Genomic DNA, 1443 nt, shown 5'->3' on the forward strand with positions numbered 1-1443 from the left:
CGTAATCTCCTTATTAGTCATCATCATTGGCTCCTTTAAAATCCATATTTCGCTTCTTCAGCCTCTAGGATCTTAGTGTAAGTCTCCGCTAATACGAAGGTATCTTCCACTAAGCGGTCTATACGAAATAAGACATCATCATTCACGATCTCTTTGCGAAGGAAATCCTTTTCTTCAATAAAAACATAGGTTGATACCATTTGAGCTTTCATGAAAGTCAAAATGGGCTTTAATTGTTGTTCTGCAACGAGAAAGTGTCGCTGAGAGCCTGCCGTAATGATCATGCTTATTACCTTCCCTTGGAAGGCTTTTTCAGGTGCCAAATCAAATATATTTTTCAGTGTCGCTGGAATGGAGGCTTGGAAAATAGGAGTTCCAATCACAATCACATCTGCCTCCATAACGGTTTGAATGACGAATTTCGTGTCTCCTTCATACTCCATATAATTCCGTCCATCACTGAATTGAACATCAAAGAGAGCCAGATCTAATAATGTAACATCAGCATTCGGATACTTCTTGTGAATCGAGTTTACGGTGTAATTCATGGCAATTCTGGTTTTGGAGCCGATCTTCGAACCGGACAATACAACAACTTTCATACTTTTGACCTCCAATGTCTTATTTTTTAGCTGTATGCTTCTTTATCGCTGGTAAAATTTCATTGCCAATGATATCGATGTTCTTCATTAAGTTCTTAAAAGGAACTCCACCAAAATCCATTTGCGCAATATATCTCTGATGCCCAAAGAGTTCGTGCTGGTATAGGATCTTCTCAATGATTTCTTGTGGGCTGCCAATATTCATAACATCACGGGAGTCAGCTCCTTGTGCAAATGCCTGTTTTGGAAACCCACGTCCATTGGTTAATTTCATTCCCTCATTAATATAAGGATAATAGGCTCTTTGGGCCTTTTGTGTCGTTTCATCTACATAAAAGAATCCGGCGGTTGCTACAGGTAATTTCGACGGATCATGTCCATTTTGACGTGCAGCTTCTCGGTAAGCATCGATTGATCTTTTAAATAACACGGCTGGTCCTCCGAGATGAGCCAAAAACATAGGAACTCCTGCAACACCTGCTTTAATTGCACTGGCAGGGGTTCCCCCTACGGCTCTCCATATAGGTAGATAGCCTTCTTCAGGTCGCGGGAGAATTCTTGCTTGGTTAAGAGGAGCACGATATTCGCCTTTCCAATTCAGCACTTCATTCTCGTTTATCTTCAATAACAAATCAAACTTTTCTTCGAATAACTCCTCATAATCGTTGAGATCATATCCTAATAACTGATATAACCCTACTCGAGAAGCACGACCTGCAATGATCTCAGCCCGGCCATTGGATATAAGATCAATCGTTGCAAAATCTTCGTACACCCTGACTGGATCAGAGGTGCTTATTATTGTAGATGAGCTGCCTATTTTCATTGTAGTTGTAGCCTG

Annotated in this window: 2 protein-coding genes; both read right to left on the reverse strand. The window is 40.7% G+C overall.

Annotation, left to right across the window (positions count from 1 at the left end):
- Nucleotides 1–35: 35 nt before the first annotated feature.
- Nucleotides 36–602 (reverse strand): NADPH-dependent FMN reductase, encoded by a 567-nt coding sequence (locus tag BLW49_RS28430; RefSeq protein ID WP_090728286.1) that lies wholly within the window; start codon nucleotides 600–602, stop codon nucleotides 36–38.
- Between the two features lie 19 nt (nucleotides 603–621).
- The coding region (locus BLW49_RS28435) for an LLM class flavin-dependent oxidoreductase (RefSeq protein ID WP_090728288.1) at nucleotides 622–1443 on the reverse strand (822 nt) is incomplete at its 5' end.

Origin of the sequence: Paenibacillus sp. PDC88 (assembly GCF_900106725.1) — a bacterium.
GTDB lineage: Bacteria > Bacillota > Bacilli > Paenibacillales > Paenibacillaceae > Paenibacillus > Paenibacillus shunpengii.

Bases quoted from the DNA above. Each gene is read 5' to 3' on its own strand.
- BLW49_RS28430 (WP_090728286.1), bottom strand. From the start codon at position 602: ATGAAAGTTGTTGTATTGTCCGGTTCGAAGATCGGCTCCAAAACCAGA.